This is a genomic window from Shewanella sp. 10N.286.45.A1, assembly GCF_041470405.1.
GTDB lineage: Bacteria > Pseudomonadota > Gammaproteobacteria > Enterobacterales > Shewanellaceae > Shewanella.
Window position 1 is genome coordinate 1 of record NZ_JBFRMK010000248.1, and the last position, 2094, is coordinate 2094.

Genomic DNA, 2094 nt, shown 5'->3' on the forward strand with positions numbered 1-2094 from the left:
TTGGTCAGTTAGCTATTTTAACTGGCATGTTAGTGCATCCTGATTGTCGCGGCCAAGGTATTGGACATCAATTGATGGATGAACTGTCACCGGTTCTGCGCCAAGGTAAAACTTACATTTTTGCCTTGGCGCATTTAGAAGGGTTTTATGGGCAACATGGGTTTACTGTCATTGAGGACGCGCCCAATGATATTACGCAGTTGTTTTTGAAGTATCAGGGTTCTGAGAAGGAGTTAGTGTTAATGGGGTTAACCCCTTTAAATCCTTATAGTTAGACTGCGTCTAACAACTAACTCAATCAAGCTCCGCTTGATAAAGGTCGTGAGCTTCCAGCTCACACTCGGGCAAAAGGGGGACAACAGCTTCCCCCTCTTGCATCACCCGAGCCGCCCCGACGAAGTTGTCTTCCTCGTACTTATTCGAAATAGCCTAACGCTTCCGATGGGACATCCTGTCCCGCGAAAGCTATGCCCACGTCCTACGGCTATTTCTTCAACGTACTTCGGCAACTTCGATGGGGAATGGGTGTACTGGGTGAGTCTGTAATGGCTGTTAGTCACTAGATATCTGCCTAACGGCAAGCTCATTTTTGGACAGAAACGGCTTAGAGTATTCAGTCTAAATTGAACAGCATTGATTAGGAAAAGTATCTCAAACCTTAATGAAGGCCATCCTTAACTAAGCTGTAAGAATCGGCTTACGGGTATCCTGCCATTAACTGTGACTAATATTTCATTGCCAGTATTCTTTTCTCTTCAAAGCCTATGGGTGTCCACAATTAGGAACTGCGTAAACCCCTCAGTCAAAGTAATTTCAACCGTTACAAATCAACACCTTAACGCATCAATAAAGAAAGTTAATCTCAAATGACCGTTGAAGAAAAGTCTCTCTTTTTTCATGCCTGTCTATGTATTTTCTCGGAGTCAAAAACTCTGCGATTTACGACTTAAGCAGAGGAAACATTCACACATTTCCTTCAGATTACTTTCAATTGTTAGAATTACTTGATAAATATTCATACTCAGAATTGGAAGTTCTCTCATTTGATAATAAGTGCGAACAGGACTTTTACGACTTCTTATCTTTTCTAGAATCAAATGATATGGTTAATGAGCTAAATAAAGATGATTTGCTATTATTCCCTAAGATTGACTTCCTCAGGAAAGAAGATAACTGCCTAATAAAAAATGCAATCATAGACATTAAAGATGTAAAACTAGATTTTTCTAAAATATTTGACGAGCTAGACAGTGTATCTTGTGAATACGTTCAGATTAGACAGTTTGGAAACACTTATAGTAAAAAGGATATTCATGAAATAATACAAAAATCTTACAATAAGTCTATCCTTGGTGTTGAAATAATTTTAAAGCATGATAAGGATACATGTGACAGCGCCTATAGAGATCTATTAATAAACAACCCTATCATTTCAGCGCTTAGTATTCATAGTTACCCAAATGATAAATTAATATATGTTAATGGAACCGACGAGCACACGGATATTTTAGGAAAGAAAATATCCTTTATATCCACAAGTATAAACTCATCATACCATTGTGGAGTTATAAACCAACAAACATTAACTCCACCATCAACAGGAACAATGTATACTCTTCAACATTTCAATGGTTGCATGAACAAAAAAATATCTATTGATCACAACGGCTTTATAAAAAACTGTCCATCTTTTACAAAGAACTATGGGCATATAGATAAAGAAAACTTGATAAATATCGCATCTAATAAGGATTTTCAAAGCCTGTGGGAACTAAACAAGGACAATATCGAAACCTGTAATTTATGTGAGTATCGATATGCCTGTTCAGACTGTAGAGCATACACTGAAAACAGTAAGCCATTAACAAAACCTGAAAAATGCCAGTACAACCCATTCACTGGAGAGTGGATTAAAAAAAGTGGTTCCTCATGAAATTAATTTAATAATTGAGAGAGCATTCAAGCAAAATAAAATTCAAACTAAATCTAGCAGCGCTTAATGCTATGCTAGATTTAGGAGGAATATGAATTATTCTTGGAAGAATAATCAAAAGCCAGCCATTATTAATCAACAACATAACGAGCTAGGAGCTA

At 37.1% G+C, this 2094-nt stretch carries 2 protein-coding genes; both read left to right on the forward strand.

Annotated features, from left to right (window positions below):
• A partial coding sequence (locus AB4238_RS17210; RefSeq protein ID WP_372034547.1) for a GNAT family N-acetyltransferase occupies window positions 1-275 on the forward strand: 275 nt, incomplete at its 5' end.
• 632 nt (window positions 276-907) lie between these two features.
• On the forward strand, window positions 908-1933 hold the full coding sequence (gwsS, locus tag AB4238_RS17215) for a grasp-with-spasm system SPASM domain peptide maturase (protein ID WP_372034548.1): 1026 nt from the start codon (window positions 908-910) through the stop codon (window positions 1931-1933).
• Window positions 1934-2094: the final 161 nt, after the last annotated feature.